Genomic DNA, 20,343 nt, shown 5'->3' with positions numbered 1-20,343 from the left:
TAGTCTAGCCAGTGCCTGCAAGCAAAATAATGGTATTTTTTTCTGAAAAATGTACACTATAGCTAAAAGGAAAAGGAGTGAATGTATTGGTTCAAAACCCTAGTACAGAAGAGATTAAGGATATCCTTTTAAAAGCAAAACGAATCGCAGTTGTAGGCTTAAGCAATAATCCTGAAAAAACTTCCTACATGGTTTCTGAAGCCATGCAAAACGCTGGGTATGAAATCATTCCAGTCAATCCGACAATTGATGAAGCACTAGGCGTTAAAGCAGTTCCATCTTTGAAGGACATTGAAGGACATATTGATATAGTCAATGTTTTCCGCCGTTCCGAACAATTGCCTGATGTAGCCAGGGAAGCGGTCGATGTTGACTTCGATGTTTTTTGGGCACAACTTGGGCTTGCGCATGATGATGTCTATGAAATTCTTAAAGACAAAGGTTCTACCGTTGTGATGGACCGCTGCATTAAGGTTGACCATGCGCTGTTTGTCCGAAAAAGATAATTGAGTCTGCTGCCGATAAGGCGGCTTTTTTTATGCTTACTGGGTATATATAGGAGTGGAAACCCTTTCAATGCTTAAAAATAAACGTTTTTTTAAATAACACATTTGCCAAATCCAAATTAATCGATACAATAAAGCATAGACGGCAGGACGAGTTATGGTAAAATTAGTACAGAGACACGAACATTCGTTCCACTGCTGAATTATTTGATATTTTTATAAAGGGATTGTATTTCGTTCATGATGATATTCCTTTTTGACATGTAAGAAAGGGGAATTTTAGTGGCAAGAAACCAAGAGGCTTATAGCTACAATGATGATGCCATTCAAGTCCTTGAGGGGCTTGAAGCTGTCAGAAAACGGCCGGGAATGTATATCGGCAGTACGGACACAAGAGGGCTGCATCATCTTGTATATGAAATCGTCGATAACTCTGTCGATGAAGCATTAGGTGGATTCGGGAATCAAATAATAGTCAGAATCCATAAAGACAATTCAATCAGTGTCGTTGATAAAGGACGCGGAATGCCAACAGGAATGCATAAGACGGGAAAACCAACCCCGGAAGTCATCCTTACTGTCCTTCATGCAGGCGGAAAATTCGGCCAGGGCGGTTACAAAACAAGCGGAGGTCTTCATGGTGTAGGTGCATCCGTTGTCAATGCTTTATCCGAATGGCTGACGGTTACGATAAAACGTGATGGTTTTGTATATGAACAGCGCTTCCAGAATGGCGGAAAACCCGTGACAACACTTGAAAAGATAGGGAAAACAAACCAAACAGGGACTACAATCCACTTCAAGCCGGATCCCTCGATATTTTCCACATTAACCTATAACTTCGATACTCTATGCGAGAGGCTTAGGGAATCCGCATTCCTGCTAAAAGGCCTTCGAATCGATATTCATGATGATAGGAACGGTGTATCTGAGACTTTCCATTACGAAAGCGGGATTGAAGCATTTGTTGAGTATTTGAATGAAGGCAAGGAAGTCTTGCACCAGGTTGTCAGCCTGGATGGGACACAGAACGGAATTGAAGTCGAGTTCTCCTTCCAGTTCAACGACGGTTACTCGGAAAATGTCCTTTCCTTCGTCAACAATGTCCGCACAAAGGACGGCGGTACACACGAGGTTGGCGCCAAGACGGCAATGACGAGGGTTTTTAATGAATATGCGAGAAAGACAGGCCTCTTAAAAGAAAAAGATAAGAATCTTGAAGGCAATGATATTCGCGAAGGCCTTTCAGCGATCGTTTCTGTTCGGATACCGGAAGATATGCTTCAATTCGAAGGACAGACGAAAGGAAAACTCGGGACCAGCGAAGCCCGCTCAGCAGTGGATTCGGTTGTTTCAAACTCGCTCTCTTACATACTTGAAGAGAATCCGGAAACAAGCACGCTGCTTATAAAAAAATCAATAAAGGCATACCAAGCCCGGGAAGCTGCAAGGAAGGCAAGGGAAGACGCCCGTACAGGTAAGAAAAGGAGCAAGAAGGAAACCCTTCTTTCTGGTAAACTCACTCCTGCCCAATCCCGCAACCCACAGAAAAACGAGCTTTATCTAGTCGAGGGGGACTCCGCGGGGGGATCCGCCAAACAAGGGCGGGACCGCCGTTTCCAGGCAGTTCTTCCTTTACGGGGAAAGGTCATCAACACTGAGAAGGCCAAGCTCGAGGATATTTTTAAAAACGAAGAAATTAATACCATTATTCACACAATCGGCGGCGGTGTTGGAACAGATTTTACCGTTGAAGACATCAATTATGACAAAATCATTATTATGACGGATGCCGATACTGATGGAGCTCATATTCAGGTGCTTCTGCTGACTTTCTTTTACAGGTACATGAAACCCCTCGTTGAAGCAGGAAAAGTATTCATTGCTTTGCCGCCTCTGTTTAAAGTTAGCAAGGGGGCCGGCAAGAAGGAAGTTATAGAATACGCCTGGAATGAAGACGAACTGCAAGGGGCAATCAAGAAGGTTGGAAAGGGTTATATGATTCAGCGTTATAAAGGCCTTGGTGAAATGAATGCAGACCAGCTATGGGAAACAACAATGGATCCTGAAACCCGAACGCTAATCAGGGTAAACGTCGATGACACAGCACGTGCAGAACGGCGAATCACCACACTTATGGGTGATAAGGTAGAGCCCCGCCGTAAATGGATTGAATCCAACGTTGCTTTTGGTATGGACGATGAAGATGATATGGATACGATTCTAGAAAATGAAAATGTCAGTGTCGCAGAGGAGGGAAGCAAGCAATGAGTAGTAATGCAGAAGAAAAGTTTCGCGACCTTCCCCTTGAAGACATCCTTGGCGATCGTTTCGGAAGATATAGCAAATATATCATTCAGGAGCGGGCGCTTCCTGATGCCAGGGATGGGCTAAAGCCATCACAGCGGCGCATCCTGTATGCAATGCATGCAGAAGGGAATACGCACGAAAAAGGCTTCAGGAAGTCCGCCAAAACGGTTGGTAATGTTATCGGTAACTACCATCCGCACGGTGATACTTCCGTTTATGATGCTATGGTAAGGATGAGCCAGGAATGGAAGGTCCGTAATGTTTTAATCGAAATGCACGGGAACAACGGCAGCATTGATGGCGACCCTCCAGCGGCGATGCGTTATACAGAAGCCAGACTTTCTGCTATTTCAACTGAATTGTTAAGGGATATCGACAAGCAGACAGTTGATTTTATCCCGAATTTTGATGATACATCCAGTGAGCCGACAGTACTTCCGGCAATGTTCCCAAATTTGCTCGTGAATGGATCTACGGGTATTTCCGCCGGTTATGCAACAGATATTCCCCCACATCACCTTGGGGAGGTCATTGATGCTGTTATCATGAGGATGGATAATCCTGAGGTGTCAATTGATGAATTGATGACTGTTATTAAGGGACCTGATTTTCCGACAGGTGGCATTATTCAAGGTGTTGATGGAATCAGGAAGGCTTATGAAACAGGCCGTGGAAAAATCATAGTCCGTTCAAAGACTGAGATTGAGGAACTCCGTGGAGGCAGGCAGCAGATTGTCATCACCGAAGTCCCTTATGAGGTTAATAAAGCCAATCTTGTTAAGAAGATGGACGAGTTCAGGTTTGACCGGAAAGTAGAAGGAATTTCTGAAATCCGTGATGAAACCGATCGTACTGGCTTGAGGATTGTTATTGAATTGAAAAAGGATGCCGATGCAAATGGCGTCCTCGCTTATATGCTCAAGAATACTGACCTTCAGGTTACATACAACTTCAACATGGTTGCGATTCATAACAAACGTCCTGTCCTAATGGGGATTAGGGAGATGCTCGATGCTTATATTGGCCACCAAAAGGATGTTATTACGAGAAGGTCAAAGTTTGAATTGAAAAAAGCTAGGGAACGAGAGCATATTGTCGAAGGTCTCATTAAGGCTCTTTCCATCCTGGACCAGGTCATTGCGGCTATCCGTGCATCAAAGGATAAGCGAAATGCCAAGGATAATCTTATTGCCAAGTTTGCCTTTACAGAAGCCCAGGCAGAGGCTATCGTTTCCTTGCAGCTTTATCGTTTGACCAATACAGATGTCACTGCGCTTATGAAGGAAGCTGAAGAACTCGAGAAAAAAATTGCAGAGTTGACTGCGATTCTTGAGAGCGAAAAGAAGCTAATGTCAGTCATCAAAAAGGACCTCAAGGAAGTTAAAAAGCGATATGCCGATAATCGACGCTCAAAGATTGAAGCAGAAATTGAGGAAATTAAGATTAATCTGGATGTATTGATTCCGAGCGAGGATGTTATTGTAACAGTTACAAAAGAAGGTTATGTTAAACGGACAAGCCTTCGCTCATTTACGGCATCAAATGGCCAGGATCCCGCCATGAAGGATTCGGACCGCCTGTTTGCCCAACTGGACATGAATACAAAAGATGTCCTGCTGCTGTTTACCAGCAAAGGCAATTACCTGTATATTCCTGTCCACGTACTTCCTGATATCAGGTGGAAGGACATGGGACAGCATGTTGCCAACCTCATACCAATAGACCGCGATGAAGAGATTATTAAAGCTATGCCGGTTAATAGCTTTGAAAATAACTTATACCTTCTGTTTGTTACGAAGAATGGCATGGTCAAGAAAACTGAGATGAAACTATATCAGGCAACCCGGCATACCAAGGCATTGACAGCCATCAACTTGAAGGGTGACGACAAACTCATCGATATTCATGTTACAGATGGTACCAAGGAACTGTTCCTAATATCGCATTACGGGTATGCATTATGGTTTGATGAAGCAGAGGTAGGTCCAATCGGTATCAGGGCTGCCGGGGTTAAAGGAATGAATCTCAAGGACGGAGACTATTTGGTCGGTGGAAAGCTGCTCGATCCATCTAGCAAAGAATATATTGTTCTCGCCACCCAGCGTGGAGCATTAAAGAAAATGAAACTAAAGGAATTTGAAAAAGCAACCCGCGCAAAACGAGGAGTAGTCGTCCTGCGGGAATTGAAATCAAACCCTCACCGGATTACAGGCTTTGAATCAACAGAAGATGGCGATGTTATAAACATCTTGACTGAAAAAGGACAAACCTTTGCCATAAACACGAATGATTTGAAATTCAGTGACCGTTACTCAAATGGTTCCTTCATTGTCGATGAAACGGAAAGCGGTAAAGTAACAACACTCTGGAAGGAAGCCCGTAAAAAAGACGAAGCAAAACCAGAGGCATAAAGAATTCCGAACAGGCTGCCAGATTTACAGGCAGCCTGTTTTTTTGATTAGCAAATTATATGTTAAACAAGTATCTGCCCATTTTTCTAGAATAAAATCTTTCCTGATACTATACTTATCTATATACATATATATCTTTGAGGGGGATTCTTTTGCATTGTCCTAATTGCCATACGAAAAACGATGAATCTGAACGGTTATGCAGCAATTGCGGTGAATACTTGGGAGGGAATATTAGGGAAGTATGCCCAGATTGCGAGACCGAGAGGGAAGAAGGAGAATCCTATTGCCAGACGTGCGGCTATCACTTTAAAGCCCATTCAGTGGTACGTCCGTATCCAAACCATATGGAGGGAAGAGAGGGTTTTACTTACACGTCTGAACCGAACTATGGGAATCAGGGTTATACTCTTTTTGCACCAGAACATGTGCGTTTTGCTAACTTCGGCGAGCGTGTAGTCGCATCTCTTATAGATTATGTGGTTACCTATATCGTTGGCTATTTAATTGGCTATTTAGTTGGCTTTCTATTTGTTTCCGTCCAAAGCCAGAACTTCTACACCTTGCTGGGTCTAATCATCGGCCTTGCTTATAAAGCCGGAATGGAGAGTTCAGCAAAACAAGCTACTCTTGGAAAATTGGCAATGGGCCTGAAGGTTATTAACAAAAGTGGCGAAAGAATTAGTTTTGCCCGTGCGACTGGACGGTACTTTGCAAATTACTTGAACGTTTTCCCGACATTCTTTGTCGGCTTCCTGATGGTCCTATGGACAAAGGAAAAGAGAGCACTACATGACTTTGTAGCAGGCACTCTTGTAGTTAAAACAAAATAGTTCTCAACCCTTTTCTGTTTTACAGGAAAGGGTTTCTTCATTACAGCGAAAAGTTCCTGTTATCGTTTCGGTCCCTGAGGAAGGGAGGAGGGAGTAGGCATATATCACGTTTTATCAAAAGCTGCATAATGTATTAACAAGTATAGTTTTGAAAGGAGGATGCTGAATTTGGACAGATTTGATCCTGCAAAACTGGCGGTTACCTATATCGCGCCTATAACTCCTTTTAGGCCTTTTGAAGGAAGAAAATATACACTAACTCATTCAGATTCGACAGGACAACTTTTCCTAACAATAGGTCCCAAATACCTGTATACAAATAGTCAATATAAAGATGAAGTTTATGCTGAATGGCTGCAAACTATGGGGGAATTTACACTTTGCGGGAAAGTACATGTAACCAAAGGGGAATTTGACGAGCAGCATTCAAAAGTAAGATTCATGATTTTCAGAAAAGAGATGGAAACAGCCCTAAAAGCCCTCGTTTTTGGTGATCAGGCTTTCTATAGCTGTTTTCCATGGCTGCTGGATGCTCCTATATATATTAAATTTGAGTCTGTTTATCCCGAATTTAATAAAATGATCTATTATGGAACCCCAAGGCAGTATATGCTTGGTGTCACCGAAAAGACTCATAAAAAATAACAGCGCACCCATATTGCGCTGTTATTTTTTATGGCATGGCAGGTTAAGGAAAAGACTTGTTTACATAATTAGATTATGTAAACAATATATAAATAAGTGATATTGAATTAATCAATGAACAGAACCAAAGTTTATCAGTCAGATTACTGTATTTAAGAACGAATTAAGAGATCGTTGCGTTTTGATAGATAAAATTTCAACGCCTAGAGCGGAAATTACGGATTTTTTAACATAGCAAAGTATTTAAACTGAAAATTAATTAAACAACAGCAAATGGAATAAGTTGAATAACAAAGGAAATTCGTGGCCAATTGCTAAATTTGTTTACAAACCACAATTTTAACAAGAAATTAAAGCGCGTTAATTTACTAGCAAGAAATCCATGAATTAGTACGATTGACGAGCTTAAAGTTCGTGTGTAAGTTTAAGGTCAAATAATAATCCAGGGTAAAATAGATCTTTATAAATAAATCAAAAATAAAATTTATATAAATAATAATTTGTATGGATTTTTCGATTTTGTCTCACTATCAGGAGTATACTTAGCTAATGAGATGTGAAACCTCTCTTTTTCATTAACTTCCTATAATATATATTATGACCACGGCGTTAAAAGAAATTAAAAGATTTACGTCCTATGCCTATTCCCCTCCTTAAGCGCTTCTTCAATCTTAATTAAATCAGCAGCTTGCTCCAGTAAATCATTCATATTTATAGAATGAGTTTTTGCATAAGCTTTTGCTTTATCCAATAAGTCACGATTATAAGAAGTTTTGAACAAAATCCTGTCATTATGTTTATTTGTTGTTACCAAAATACCTGGATTGTCTAATATCTGCTTGATACCGGTTTCCAAAAGATAATTAATATAGGTTTTATTTTCCTTAGCCACAATATTAAGTCTTTCTAAAACCTCTGAACTTATAGTAGTCCTGAACTTTACTCGCATGGTAGTTTCAGAATTATTATCTGGATTAATCATTTTATCCTTCTTGGAAAACACACAATTATCATCACAATCCTGATAAATGATTTCGGATAAGCGTTTAACACTTTGTCTTCCTGAAACTATAATTCGGTATATGGGATTCTTTTTCTCGCTTGATACTACATGAATCTTAGAATGCATGCCCCAAGATTGAAAAACGGCTAATAATCCCTGTGCGAAAGAAATACTCGCACTAGTAACAGTCACAGCATAACCTTCATTATCCACATGTCCATCACCATCAATAACCCCTCGTACAAAATGAGGCAAAAAGACAGGCGGGCAGGCGGGGAACTTTACAGTTAGTGATTTTCTTGCTGTTACTCCCAATTCTTTTAAATCTTCTTTAATAGTTTTAGAATTAATGATTAGAAGAAATAATTCTTGGTTTTTGCTTTTTGTTATCGGTCCAGTGAAATTCATAAGGTCTTTAATTTTTTCTAAAGGAGAAAGATCTTTTTGGCTTATTGATACAGATTGATTGTTTGGATCCACACAACCATCCGTAACTACGAAACCTAAAACCCAGGCCATCTCATTCGACCATTCCTTAAAGAAATCTTCATTTAATTTGTATTTTCGGTAACCATGCGAACGCATTTTTACGCCAAGCTTATTTAAAATAAATGTAACTCCTCTGTCACTTAGGCCAAATTTTTTGGCAATTTCAGAGGTTTTCATCCCTAAACCATATAGGGATGCAATTTCTATATTTCTCTCTTCTTTGGACATTGTCTCTGCTCCTTTAAAGTTCCTTTTTGACAATAAATCCTAATTAAGTATGGCTAAACCCAAATTTATTTTTCTATTCTGTACCGGTAACTTTCTTTTTTCGCTTTATTTAAGTTAATATATCCAGCACTGTACTCCAAAACATCGTTTATGTACAAATCGTGGCTTTTAGCGAATTGTTTTACCCGTTCCAATAATTCTTTGTCATAAGTTGTCTTATACTGAACACGATCCTTTGGTCGAGTATCCTTATTAAATGTTATTACTCCTTGATCTAATACAGATTCAAGACCGGTTTCAAGTAAGTAATTGACGTGTGTTTCATGTTCTTTGGCAAGGTTATTTAAATTATCAAGAAGTTCCTTACTAATGTTAGTCCTAAATTCCACTCTTGACTTATCAACAGTCTGAACAATTCTGCCATTTACTTTTTTCCACACAATAACCACTCCTTTCTCGGATTTATACATTTGATTTCTCATATCCACCCATTCACGAACATTTGTTCCTCTCACTATTATTATAATTCTTTGGACACAAAAGGACAAGAATTAGCCATACCTTTTTACTGTATATTTTCGTTCACAAGGAACAACAAAACCTTGTCTTTACAGTCTTTGAATTACTCTGGTACCGACATACTATTCAAAATTGAAGAAAGACCTCCTGAAAACCCAGAGGTCTCTCCATTTCTTATTCAGGCCGTTCAATCGGAAATATCTCACCAATCTTCGCATAATTAGCCCCTGCCAGCCTGCTGACCGCTGCAAGTCCACGGGGATCAATTCTGCCTTTTTCATATATCTCTTCATCAATATGAAATTGGACTACCCTGCCTATAAGCAAATCGCACCCAGGATCCTCCCCGCCGCCAAGCTCCAACGAAGTTTCCAGTACACACTCCATCCGAACTTTTGCTTCCTGAACACCCGGAACGGACACTTTCATACTGGCAACTGGAGTCAGACCTGCCACTTCCACCTCGCTCTCGTCTGGGGGAAGGCTTGCGGCCGTTTCATTGATTTTGGCGACATTGTCTTCATCAACGATATGAACGACAAATTCCTTATTCTCAAAAATATTCCTTGCCGTATCCTTTATCCTTCCGCCGTTTCGCTGAATCGACAGCGAAATCATCGGCGGATTGGATGAGACGATATTAAAATAACTAAATGGAGCACCGTTCAAGACCCCATCCTTTGATAGTGTCGTAACGAATGCGATTGGCCGTGGCACAATGCTGCCAATCATAAATTTATAATTTTCCCTCTCCGCATTCGAGGCTGGATAAATAGAAATCATCCGCTGACTCCTCCTCTTAAAGTTTATTCAATTCACGGACTTCAAAAGGGAGCAAACCTTGCTCAATCTTTCCGCGAATCGACTCGTAACGATCCGGAAGCATCAATTTTGTTCCCATGGTCTCATGGGATTCATCATGAGCAAAGCCTGGTGGGTCTGTTGCAATTTCAAAAAGAATTTCCCCATGCTCACGGAAGTAGATTGCATTGAAATAATTCCTATCCTGAACTGGTGTTACACGATACCCATTCGACTGTACATACTTTTGCCAGTCCAGCTGGTCGTCATCATCTGCTGCCCGCCATGCAATATGGTGAACTGTTCCAACTCCCATAACACCTCGGACACCGGGAGTCAGCTTAATATCAATTATATTTCCTATATCTGAAGTTGATTTATAGCGTGCAAAATCGCCTTCGGTTCCAACATAATCAAGGCCCATTACCTTTTCAACCAATTCTTTCGTTTTATCAGGTTGGGAAGTAAATAAAACAGCACCGCCAAACCCTTTTATCGCTACATCAGGCGTTACGCCGCTAAAAGACCAATTGTTTAACTCCCCTTCCTCCCTTTCCACAAGCTCAAGGTGAAGGCCATGCGGATCATCAAAAGTTAGGTACTCTTCGCCAAACCTCTTTTCTTTTGTAAAAGAGATAGCAAAACGCTGTAACCTTTTTTCCCAAAATGGAAATGAACCTTTAGGAACAGCATAGGAAGTGATCCCTACTTGTCCATCGCCAATCCTGCCAGAATATGCTCCAGCCCATGGAAAGAACGTAATAATAGTCCCAGGGTTCCCGCCCTCGTTGCCAAAATAAAAATGATACGTACCCGGATCGTCAAAGTTTACCGTTTGTTTTACAAGCCTTAGCCCCAGCACACCTGCGTAAAAATCAACATTCTCCTGGGGATGTCCCACTATCGCAGTTATATGATGGATACCTGCAGTTCTTTTCATCTTCTTCCACTCCTACATCAAATTCATTTAATTAAAATATCTCAATTTAAAGATTATTTTACAGTTGGAATGTTTCTAAGTCAATCAATTTGGCCACGGTTTATTTTTTTCCAAATCCCATGCTGGTACTCTCCCGAGTGCAAATGGATTACAAGACTGCAAATTTTGGTATACTATATGAATAGCGTGCCTTCTTATTAAAAGAATGCTCAACTATTTTGGTTGGAAAGGAAGTATACAAACATGAGTAAGCATCAAATCGGCGTAATCGGCCTAGCAGTTATGGGCAAGAATCTTGCCTGGAATATGGAGAGCAAAGGATATAGCGTTGCCGTGTATAACCGTTCCTCTTCAAAAACAGAGGAAATGGTTCAGGAATCGGAAGGCAAAAATATCTTCCCTGCCTATTCCCTTGAAGAATTCGTCAATTCCCTTGAAACCCCACGCAAAATCATGCTGATGGTCAAGGCTGGCGGACCTACTGACGCAACAATTGACCAATTGAAGCCTCTCCTTGATAAAGGTGATATTATTATTGATGGCGGAAATACCTTCTTTGCTGATACACAAAGACGCAACAAAGAACTCAGCGAACTTGGATTCCATTTTATCGGAACTGGCGTTTCTGGCGGTGAGGAAGGCGCATTAAAAGGCCCTTCGATCATGCCTGGCGGCCAAAAGGAAGCATACGAGCTTGTTGCTCCAATCTTTAAGGACATATCCGCCAAAGTAAATGGCGAGCCTTGTACGACCTATATTGGCCCGGATGGTGCCGGCCATTATGTCAAAATGGTACACAATGGCATTGAATACGGTGATATGCAGCTGATTTGCGAGGCATACTTCCTTCTGAAGAATGTACTTGGTCTTAGTGCTCAGGAATTTCACCAGGTCTTCTCTGAATGGAACAAGGGTGAGCTTGACAGCTACCTGATTGAAATCACTGCAGATATCTTTACTAAAATCGATGAAGAAACTGGCAAGCCTCTTGTCGACTTGATTCTTGATACTGCTGGACAAAAAGGTACCGGAAAATGGACAAGCCAGAGCGCGCTTGATCTAGGTGTGCCACTGCCGCTTATTACTGAATCGGTTTTCGCACGCTTTATTTCCGCAATGAAGTCTGAACGGGTGGCGGCAAGCAAAATCCTTAGCGGCCCGGAAGCGAAGCCTTTCACAGGCGACCGTGAAGCATTTATCGAATCTGTGCGTAAAGCTCTTTATATGAGCAAAATCTGTTCCTATGCACAGGGATTTGCCCAGATGAGGGCTGCATCTGAAGAATATGGCTGGGATCTCCGCTATGGGGACATTGCGATGATTTTCCGCGGCGGCTGTATCATCCGCGCGCAATTCCTTCAAAAAATCAAGGATGCCTATGACCGCGACCCAGGCTTGAAAAACCTCCTGCTTGATCCTTACTTTAAGGAAATCGTTGAAGGCTACCAGGGTGCGCTTAGGGAAACAATTGCAACCGCAGTTGTGAATGGTATCCCAGTGCCTTGCTTCGCATCCGGTCTTGCATACTATGACAGCTACCGTACTGAATCACTTCCTGCCAACCTGCTTCAGGCACAGCGTGACTATTTCGGTGCACATACGTATGAACGAATCGACAAGGACGGCATCTTCCATACTGAATGGACGAAATAATACAACACAAAAGGGGAGCTGCATTTGCAGCTCCCCTTTTATATTTATTGCTTTTGTTTTATCAAATATTCCTGAACCGTTGGATTGTCCAGCTCGAAGTAAGGGCTCGAAACATATTGGACATTTCCATCCTTCCCCTTGATATAAGCCGGTTCATCAAAGGATATTAATTCCCTGATTGCAAGGTGAGACATACTGGACAGAATGAATATCTTATTATAATCTGACTCATCCTTGAATAAACCGCGGACCATTACAGCAAACTTCTCTAATAAGTCAATCGGCTCATAGTCAGGAAAGTCGACAATTTCAGAAAAAAACTGTTGCGTCTTCCCATTATGAAGCCCAATTAGTATATAAGGCTTTATTGTAAAAAACGGCTTAATGATCATTTCGAAGTCACAAGGCTCTCCAGTTTCATTTACTTCGTTGTCCGGAAAATTGCCTCGCTCAAAGGAAATCGCGAAATTTAGTATGTCATTCTCTTCATCCGTTTCTTCACCTATATCCTCAAGGTCCGCATCATCAAAAAATTCCTCACTATATTCCTCGTCAAAATCGGCCTCGTATTCAACTTCATCCTCATAATAATTGCCCGATAAGTCGTTTAAAATCATTGGCAAGTGAGGCGTTATCAGCCCAAGTATCTGGTCATAAAATGGGAACCTGGTGTTTATAGTCAATTGATCTCCTCCCCACCTGGTCTTGTAGATATAATCTACCCCTTCTCAAAGAATTCACACCTGTTTTAGATCTTTGATTTTCCGAATCACGGACATACTGATGGATAACGAGGGACTAACAGGAAGAAGAGGATTAATGCTGTTCCGCTGCCCTTAACCCAAATACTCTGCTGCCGGCAAAATCAATTCGTAATTGTTTTATTTCATAAGCTGGCAATTCTCGGTTTAATTCATTTGCAAGTTGCTTACTCATTCCTTTGGCTGTAAAGCATAACACAGTAGGACCCGCTCCGCTAAGAGCAACTCCAAAAGCGCCTCCTTGTTTTGCTGCCTTTTCTAACATACTGTAGTTGGGAATCAGCTCTTTTCTGTATGGCTGATGAAAAATATCCTTTTCCATCATCCTTCCTGCCATATCCCAATTGCCTGTCAATAAAGAGGCAATCAGCAAATTAGCAGTCGATGAGGCCTGAACTGCTTGCTTATATGAGAAAAACTCAGGCAAAACTTGTCTTGAAACTGTTGTGGACAACGTTTCCTTAGGAATAACCGCTACAAGTTCAAAATTGAGATCATTGTAATGGAGCATATCAACTTCGTCTTCTTCAAGGCGGCCTATTACAAGCCCGCCAAACAGGGAGGCACCAACGTTATCGGGATGACCTTCAAACTCGGTAGCAAGCATGATCTTTTCCTTATGGGATAAATTTAGTTTCCCTACTGAGTCAGCGAGCTCAATTCCCGCTACAATCGCGGCAGCACTCGAGCCAAGGCCCCTGGCGAGAGGGATGTCACTGGATAGCCTTAATATGCACGGATGCAAAGTTGTTTCATATTTTAAGGCAGTTTGAATCGCGATTTGGACGATGAAATGTGATTCGTCTTTTGGAAAGGCAGTTAATTCTTCCGAGTCGGTCAAAACAACCCAGGCAGAAGATAATTCAACCTCAACATTTAAGTATAAATTTAAGGCAAGGCCCAGGGAGTCAAACCCTGGGCCAATATTGGCTGTGCTTGCAGGGACCTGTATGATAAAGCTCATTTAAGGGTAGCTCCCCGTATGAAATCTTCCACAGCGTCCTTGCCATTAAGAAGAGGTATCTCCTTAACCTTGCTAGCCATAACAGCTGTATCGGGATCTTTCAAACCGTTGCCAGTCAGAACTGAGACTACCCTTGAGCCTTTTGGAATCGTGCCATTTTTTACACTTTTCATAACGCCTGCCAATGAAGCGCACGACGCCGGCTCTGCAAAAAGACCCTCAGATCTAGCCAATTTCACATATGCTTCAAGAATTTCTTCATCGGTTACTTCGAAAAAGCCGCCATGTGATTCTGCGACAGCAGCTTTTGCCAGTTCACTGCTGGCAGGGTTCCCGATTCGAATAGCAGTTGCAATTGTTTCGGGATTTTGAAAAATATGATTTTTAACTAATGGAGCTGCACCCTCTGCTTGAAAGCCGAGCATCCCTGGCAATTTTGTGTCTTTTGATTTGTTGTACTCGTTAAACCCTTTCCAATAGGCACTAATATTGCCGGCATTACCGACAGGAATTGCTAAGATGTCAGGAGCATCCCCAAGCTGGTCGCAAATTTCAAAGGCTGCAGTCTTCTGCCCTTCAAGGCGGAATGGGTTAACCGAATTCACAAGAGTAATCGGTTCTACTTCGCTAATATGGCGCACCATTTCAAGAGCTTCATCAAAATTTCCTTTAATAGAAATTATCTCCGCACCGTACATCATAGCCTGTGCAAGTTTTCCTGCAGCCACTTTTCCGTCTGGAATGACAATAATACACCGAAGGTTGCTTCGTGCCGCGTAAGCTGCTGCTGAAGCAGAGGTATTGCCTGTAGATGCACAAATGATGGTTTTACTTCCCTCTTCCAGCGCTTTTGCAACGGCCATGACCATTCCTCTGTCCTTAAAGGATCCTGTGGGGTTTGCTCCCTCCAATTTAACAAATAGCTCGATGCCAAGTTGGTCGGAAAGTTTTTCAAGCCGGATTAATGGTGTATTTCCTTCTTGTAACGTAAGAAGTGGAGTATCGTCATTTATCGGCAAATATTCCTTGTACGTTTTCAATAGTCCTGGCCACATCATATAGACACACCTTCCACTCTATAAAAGCTCTTTATTTCTTCCACTTCAGGAACAGATAGCAAAGCATCCTTAAGATCTGAGATGCTTTGACTCGATGCCAAATGCGTTACTACAACCAAATCCACCTTTTCCTTTTGGGAAGTTGGCATCTGGAGGATTTTTTGGAAGCTGACTTCGTGATTTGAAAAAATCGAGGCAATTTCTGCGAATACCCCTACCTTATCTCTTGTTTTTAGACGAAGGAAATATTTAGAGAACTTTTCGTCATCTGTTTTAAGCTTCTTTGTAAACTGGGGAATGACAGCGCTGCGCCCATTAACACCCAGACGCAGATTTTTGATTACTTCCACCAGGTCGGACACAATGGAAGTTGCGGTAGGTAAGCTTCCTGCACCAGGACCGTAGAACATTGTTTCACCAACTGCTTCCCCACAAACAAACACTGCATTGTTTTCGTTCTGGACAGATGCCAGTGGATGATTGTCAGTTATGAAGGTAGGCTGAACACTTACTTCAACTTTATCTCCTTGCCTATGTGCGTATCCAATCAATTTCATCGTATAGCCTAGCTGCTTCCCGTATTTGATATCCTCCTGGGTAACCGATGTGATTCCGGAAACATTCACATCTTCTAAGTCAATTTTCATCGAAAACCCAAGAGTGGCCAGGATTACCATTTTCCTTGCCGCATCCAATCCTTCAACATCCGCCGCAGGATCTGATTCAGCATAGCCTTTCTCTTGTGCTTCTTTTAATACAAGATCAAAAGGAAGGCCTTCCTTACTCATTTTTGTAAGAATGAAATTTGTCGTTCCATTTACAATCCCCATCATTTTAGTGATTCTATCGGATGCAAGGCCATCAACAAGACTTCTTAGAATCGGAATGCCGCCTGCAACACTTGCTTCATAAAATAAATCGCAGTTGTTTTTATGGGCTGCCGTCAGCAACTCTGAACCGTAAACAGCCATTAGATCTTTATTTGCCGTCACTACATGCTTTTTTCTGTTAAGAGCATCCAGAAGCAATGCCTTTGTCTCTTCCATTCCTCCCATTACTTCTATAACTATATCAATCTCCGGATTATGAATAATTTCACTCGCATCCGTTGTAAATAAACTCTGATCTATTGGATCCTGGCTATGTTTTTGTAAATCTTTAACCAGGATTTTGTTTATAATCACTGGACATCCTATTTGGTGCCTCAATTTGTCCTGATGGTCTTCAATTATTTTTTTCACACCCGTACCAACTGTTCCATATCCTAATAGTCCGACTAAAATCTTATTCATATTCCTTCACCCCTCAAATTGTCCTCCACATATAAACAAGTGTCCATCCGTTGTAGACATTATAGAGATTTAGAAATTTTTATGCAAGTGGTCGTGATGGTGGTTTTTCCTTTGACACCGCTTACAACTCGATTAAATAAGGCTTAAATTTTTTTAAAAAAAGGCTGACCCTGTATGGATCAGCCAGTACTTATGCTTTATTCCAAACCATCTTCTTCATTATGATTGAGGCTATAGCGATTGTTACAACAAAACCGAGGCTTACAAAAAATCCATAGCGTATATGGCTTTCTAGAAGCGTGCCGCTAACAGCCGCAAGAATCAAAGCCAGACCGAGGAAACCCAGGAATTTCCCTCCGGCTTTCATATCAAGCAATTTATAACCGGAAATGATGATAAAAGCCCAGTTAAACAAAATGAGGATGCCTGCAGCTGTGGTAATATACTCATAAATCGTTCCGGGCAGCAATAATGCTGTTATGATAGATGCTAAAAGCCCAATTGTAGCTAGTCCAAGCGATGGCAGAGGCACCTTTTTCCACTTAATCTTCTTTGCAAATATAGCGGGTGCATCATTGCTTTCAGAGAGGGTTACAAGCAAAGTCGTTACCCCAAAGAGGGATGCTGTCATGGTTGAGAAGCCTGCCATTATAATTGCAGCATTGAAAACATGCGGGAAAAAAGGCATATTAATATGTTCCAGTGCTGTTACAAATGGGCTTTCCTTGTCACTGAATTCCTCATGTCCTGACATGAGGACGGCAAGTCCCAGGGAGATTACATAGATGACCACAAGCAGGATCAGCATGATTACTCCGGCCTTAGGAGCATCCTCCATTTTCTTTAGCCTTGTTGCCATCAATCCAATAACTTCTATACCGCCATAGGCATAATAAGCATAGATCAAAGATGACCAAAATCCTGTAAATCCATCAGGAAATAGTTCTTTCATAGACCCTGGCATCCCTGGATACGTAACATCAGCATGAAATACCCCGAAAAAAGCAAGGCCTGCAAGGATGATGAACATAACGATAGCTGCGGTTTTTATGACAGCCAGCACGTTTTCAACCTTATCGAATCCCTTGTTGCCTGTGATGACAACGAGGATGGACAGGATAGCATAGCCTGCTGCAAATAGCCATAGCGGTATATTCGGAAACCAAAATTGGGACAAAATAGATAAAGCGGTTAATTGGCTTCCCATGATGAGTATGTTCGAACACCAGTAATTCCAGCCGCAGCTGAAGCCCGCCCATTGTCCGTACGCCTTTCCCGCGTAATAACAAAAGGAACCATCCTGGGGATCCTGTGCAGTCATTTTTGCCAGCAAGTTATAAACGGTATACGTGCCGAAAGCAGCAAGAATGAACGAAATAACAATTGAAGGTCCTGTTGTTTTTATTCCGATTGCCGAGCCAAGAAAAAAGCCGGTGCCAATTGTGCACCCAACTCCTATCATCGACAATTGCCACCATTTTAGATTCCCACTGCTTGATCCACTGCCTTTTTTTCCTTGATTGTCCGTGGGGACATAAAAATCCATGGCTCAGCCTCCTATAGGTTTATGATTTCTTTAGGCGCAGTCATGTTTAATGGTTAGGATAGGTTTATTCTTTTTCTTTATCTTCCTTGTCATTGCCATCCTTTGAAACAGGTTTTGGGACATGCTGTACTGTACGGTACATAAATGTCGCCATGGTCCCCTGTGCAACATCTTCCAGGAAGAAAGGTGAAAATAGCTTTTTGTACTCCTCATCATCGAACATTTTCTTATTCTGGAGTTCCATCTCAGCCAGGCCTTCATATTTGGATAAAAGCACATATTCATAATCTGGGCCTGTTATCGGCGACAATAGCTCGATATGGTGGGAATAATGCTCATTGCGATAGTTGACGATCTCCTCTAGTGTCTTAAATGCTTCAGTAAACTTTTCCTGCTTTATTTCAAAAGTTTGATAAACATATACAGTCATGGCGGCCTCCTGTGAATGTAATCGATAAATGGAATCTTGGAGTGATTCCACATTACCTTCCCCATTTTAGGGGTTTCCAATTCAGCTAAACTCAGAAGAAAAAAATACAAAAAAAAGAGGCCTCCTAGGCCTGTTTACTTTCTTAGTCGCTAAAGAGTTCCTTTTTCCGCCATTTTCCGTACTTAAAATATAGGAAGGCAATGACACTGCTAATTGCAAAGCTCGTTCCCATGCCAAGCGCTACGCCTCTTTCACCAAAATAGGCTGTAAACAATGCCGTAAGCGGGTACCTGAGTACCCAGAAAGAGATGATATTTAAAACAAGGACCTGCATCATCGCGCCAGCACCGCGAACGACCCCATTTAAAATAAAGTTAATGCCGAGAAACGGATAAGTAAATGCAATTAATTTAAGATACAATGTACCGAAATCAACGGCTTCACGATTATTAATAAATAGCTGAATTCCTTTTCTCGCAAAAAGAAATGTAGCGCCTGCAATTAGGAACATGACAGCAAGATTATATAAAGTTCCATATAAAGCGATTTTTTGAACCCTGTCCCACCTGCCAGCACCAATATTCTGTCCAGCCATGCTGTTTACCGCTGTCCCTAGTGCCTGCGCGGGAATCATAATGATGCTGTCAAGCCTCTGGGCGGCGCCAAAACCTGCTGTCGCGGCTGCTCCCAGTGAATTTACCACACTCATGATAGCCATTACTCCCGCAGAAATAACCATCATCTGAAGCCCTGCTGGGATACCCAATTTCAGAATCACGCTAACTTCTTTCCGATTTGGCAAGAATGGTACGGTAAATGGAGCTAGCCTCCTTACGAGTATATACGCCAGCCCTATAAGGAAGGCAAGGCCCTGCGATAGGACTGTGGCATAAGCGGCACCTGCCATTCCCATATCCAAACCTTTAATAAAAAGGGGGTCCAGGAGAGCATTCAAAGCAACCGAAACCATCACAATGTAGAGGGGTGTCCTGCTATCTCCCAATGAACGCAAAATCGTACTGATAAAATTGTATCCGACAACGAATCCAATCCAGAGAAAGTTGATTTTGAGGTAGACTGCCGCTTCCGGAACCATTTCAGCCGGTGTATCCAGCATGATTAAAATCGGCTCCGCCAAAAAGTACCCACCTATACCTAGTATGATTGATAACAATATCTGCAGCACCGTAAATGCATTTAAGTATCTTTTCAACCCGTCATTGCTTTCCATTCCCTTCTGCTGAGAAAGAATCGTCAAAGACGCATTGTTTATCCCCATAATAAAGGATAATACAGTAAAGATGACTGTACCTGCGACAGCGATTGCCCCAAGCGCATTTGCACCAAGCAGATTCCCTACCCATAGGCTGTCAATGAACTGATAAGATACTTGAAGAATATTCGTAACCATGATAGGGGTCGAAAAACGTATTAGCTGGCTATAAATATTCCCTTTTGTAAAATCCTCCTGTGCCAACAGCCTCACCTTTTTCTAAAATTGTGCACTAACCTCTTCCCTCAATGTTACCTAATCACCGGTTTTAGGCCAAAAGAAAAAACCTCTCCGATTGGAAAGGCATTAGTAACGGGGATTATTATATCCCTTTCTTATCACAATAGTCATCGACAATGCGCTCGATATCGTTCAGGACGGGGTATTTGCCATCAAACGAGAATTTGATTTCTTCGAGAAACTCACCATTTTTATAAACATGAATCGCGCCATCTTGGCTTATAACACTAAATTCGGGCTCAAAGCGGTAGCCATTTCTGTCAATTGCTCCCATCCTAGCATCCACTCCTGTGTGTTACAACTTTGTATTTTTATTTTTTCTTTTCTCTTTTTTATCTGCCGGAGCAAATCCATAACCGGTTGTACTTTGTTCAATTGGTGCCGGCCCGGTTTGCGAAGATCTATTTTTATTCGTCATTTTCCCATGCATCTCCGTTACTT

18 protein-coding genes are annotated in these 20,343 nt (G+C 41.8%); 6 read left to right on the top strand and 12 right to left on the bottom strand.

All coding sequences use genetic code 11. The features are described 5' to 3' along the window. Nucleotides 1–86: 86 nt before the first annotated feature. The 5 genes from TY16_RS05105 to TY16_RS05085 all read left to right on the top strand — a co-directional run bounded on the left by TY16_RS05105 (nt 87) and on the right by TY16_RS05085 (nt 6,705). Nucleotides 87–506 carry a CoA-binding protein gene (locus TY16_RS05105; protein ID WP_442853206.1) on the top strand — a complete coding sequence of 140 codons (420 nt, stop codon included), beginning with the start codon at nt 87–89 and terminating at the stop codon, nt 504–506. A gap of 282 nt (nt 507–788) precedes the next feature. After that, the gene (parE, locus tag TY16_RS05100; protein ID WP_043930701.1) at nt 789–2,777 is read left to right on the top strand and encodes a DNA topoisomerase IV subunit B; all 1,989 of its coding nucleotides are present in this window, start codon (nt 789–791) and stop codon (nt 2,775–2,777) included. Next, on the top strand, nt 2,774–5,227 hold the full coding sequence (gene parC, locus TY16_RS05095) for a DNA topoisomerase IV subunit A (RefSeq protein WP_043930699.1): 2,454 nt from the start codon (nt 2,774–2,776) through the stop codon (nt 5,225–5,227). Before parE ends, parC begins: the two co-directional genes overlap by 4 nt. Before the next feature lie 152 nt (nt 5,228–5,379). Next, on the top strand, nt 5,380–6,060 hold the full coding sequence (locus TY16_RS25090) for an RDD family protein (protein ID WP_052342602.1): 681 nt from the start codon (nt 5,380–5,382) through the stop codon (nt 6,058–6,060). A 168-nt stretch (nt 6,061–6,228) separates the two neighbouring features. Then, a complete protein-coding gene (locus TY16_RS05085) occupies nt 6,229–6,705 on the top strand; it encodes a staygreen family protein (RefSeq protein WP_155922148.1) in 477 nt (158 codons plus the stop codon). A gap of 628 nt (nt 6,706–7,333) precedes the next feature. On the opposite strand, the gene TY16_RS25085 is transcribed toward TY16_RS05085, so the two are convergent. The 4 genes from TY16_RS25085 to TY16_RS05065 all read right to left on the bottom strand — a co-directional run bounded on the left by TY16_RS25085 (nt 7,334) and on the right by TY16_RS05065 (nt 10,685). After that, nucleotides 7,334–8,425, bottom strand: coding sequence for an LAGLIDADG family homing endonuclease (locus TY16_RS25085; protein ID WP_052342601.1), 1,092 nt, complete (start codon nt 8,423–8,425; stop codon nt 7,334–7,336). 65 nt (nt 8,426–8,490) lie between these two features. Continuing rightward, the gene (locus TY16_RS05075; protein WP_043930697.1) at nt 8,491–8,865 is read right to left on the bottom strand and encodes a hypothetical protein; all 375 of its coding nucleotides are present in this window, start codon (nt 8,863–8,865) and stop codon (nt 8,491–8,493) included. Nucleotides 8,866–9,118: 253 nt separating this feature from the next. Then, on the bottom strand, nt 9,119–9,727 hold the full coding sequence (locus tag TY16_RS05070; protein ID WP_043930696.1) for a flavin reductase family protein: 609 nt from the start codon (nt 9,725–9,727) through the stop codon (nt 9,119–9,121). Nucleotides 9,728–9,743: 16 nt separating this feature from the next. Further along, nucleotides 9,744–10,685, bottom strand: a complete 942-nt coding sequence (locus tag TY16_RS05065; protein ID WP_043930694.1) for a ring-cleaving dioxygenase — start codon at nt 10,683–10,685, stop codon at nt 9,744–9,746. 243 nt (nt 10,686–10,928) lie between these two features. Between TY16_RS05065 and gndA the strand changes: the two genes are divergently transcribed. Further along, on the top strand, nt 10,929–12,338 hold the full coding sequence (gndA, locus tag TY16_RS05060; protein ID WP_043930693.1) for an NADP-dependent phosphogluconate dehydrogenase: 1,410 nt from the start codon (nt 10,929–10,931) through the stop codon (nt 12,336–12,338). Nucleotides 12,339–12,382: 44 nt separating this feature from the next. Here gndA and TY16_RS05055 read toward each other — a convergent pair whose 3' ends face one another. The 8 genes from TY16_RS05055 to TY16_RS05020 all read right to left on the bottom strand — a co-directional run bounded on the left by TY16_RS05055 (nt 12,383) and on the right by TY16_RS05020 (nt 20,176). Beyond that, on the bottom strand, nt 12,383–13,021 hold the full coding sequence (locus tag TY16_RS05055; protein WP_043930692.1) for a hypothetical protein: 639 nt from the start codon (nt 13,019–13,021) through the stop codon (nt 12,383–12,385). A gap of 133 nt (nt 13,022–13,154) precedes the next feature. After that, complete coding sequence (thrB, locus tag TY16_RS05050) at nt 13,155–14,063, bottom strand: homoserine kinase (RefSeq protein WP_043930691.1); 909 nt, start codon at nt 14,061–14,063, stop codon at nt 13,155–13,157. Beyond that, on the bottom strand, nt 14,060–15,121 hold the full coding sequence (gene thrC / locus TY16_RS05045) for a threonine synthase (RefSeq protein ID WP_043930690.1): 1,062 nt from the start codon (nt 15,119–15,121) through the stop codon (nt 14,060–14,062). Before thrC ends, thrB begins: the two co-directional genes overlap by 4 nt. Further along, nucleotides 15,118–16,413 carry a homoserine dehydrogenase gene (locus TY16_RS05040; protein WP_043930688.1) on the bottom strand — a complete coding sequence of 432 codons (1,296 nt, stop codon included), beginning with the start codon at nt 16,411–16,413 and terminating at the stop codon, nt 15,118–15,120. Before TY16_RS05040 ends, thrC begins: the two co-directional genes overlap by 4 nt. 190 nt (nt 16,414–16,603) lie before the next feature. Next, nucleotides 16,604–17,959 carry an amino acid permease gene (locus TY16_RS05035; RefSeq protein WP_043930687.1) on the bottom strand — a complete coding sequence of 452 codons (1,356 nt, stop codon included), beginning with the start codon at nt 17,957–17,959 and terminating at the stop codon, nt 16,604–16,606. A gap of 64 nt (nt 17,960–18,023) precedes the next feature. Beyond that, on the bottom strand, nt 18,024–18,389 hold the full coding sequence (locus TY16_RS05030; protein ID WP_043930685.1) for a hypothetical protein: 366 nt from the start codon (nt 18,387–18,389) through the stop codon (nt 18,024–18,026). Nucleotides 18,390–18,531: 142 nt separating this feature from the next. Continuing rightward, nucleotides 18,532–19,866, bottom strand: a complete 1,335-nt coding sequence (locus TY16_RS05025; RefSeq protein WP_043930683.1) for an MATE family efflux transporter — start codon at nt 19,864–19,866, stop codon at nt 18,532–18,534. A 118-nt stretch (nt 19,867–19,984) separates the two neighbouring features. Beyond that, complete coding sequence (locus TY16_RS05020; protein WP_043930682.1) at nt 19,985–20,176, bottom strand: YbxH family protein; 192 nt, start codon at nt 20,174–20,176, stop codon at nt 19,985–19,987. Between the last annotated feature and the right edge of the window lie 167 nt (nt 20,177–20,343).

The sequence above is a fragment of the Bacillus sp. EB01 genome (assembly GCF_000613125.1).
Classification (GTDB): Bacteria; Bacillota; Bacilli; order Bacillales; family Cytobacillaceae; genus Bacillus_D.
The sequence above is the reverse complement of the archived record's forward strand: the minus strand, read 5'-3'. Positions and strand labels throughout refer to the sequence as shown.